Origin of the sequence: Verminephrobacter aporrectodeae subsp. tuberculatae At4, assembly GCF_000193225.1 — a bacterium.
Lineage (GTDB): Bacteria > Pseudomonadota > Gammaproteobacteria > Burkholderiales > Burkholderiaceae_C > Acidovorax > Acidovorax aporrectodeae.
This window is the reverse complement of record NZ_AFAL01000936.1, coordinates 1-236: the sequence shown is the minus strand read 5'-3', so window position 1 is coordinate 236 and position 236 is coordinate 1. Positions and strand designations below refer to the sequence as shown.

Annotated in this window: 1 pseudogene; it reads left to right on the top strand. The window is 68.6% G+C overall.

Going from position 1 to position 236, the window contains the following annotated elements:
- Nucleotides 1–22: 22 nt before the first annotated feature.
- Nucleotides 23–236 (top strand): annotated as a pseudogene (locus tag VTU_RS29905) (hypothetical protein); the annotation flags it as partial.

Genomic DNA, 236 nt, shown 5'->3' with positions numbered 1-236 from the left:
CACGCTCACGCTGAGCACGGCGGTGACCCGCGGCCAGACGGTCACCGTCGCCTACGCCGACCCCACGACCGGCAACGACGCCAACGCCATACAGGACGCCGCAGGCAACGACGCGGCCAGCTTTGCGGCCACCGCGGTGACCAACAACACGCCAGCCACACCAGCAGCAGAAGACACCACGGCCCCGCAGCTGGAGCACACGAACGACTACCCCTCGGTCCTCGGTAACCTGGTGT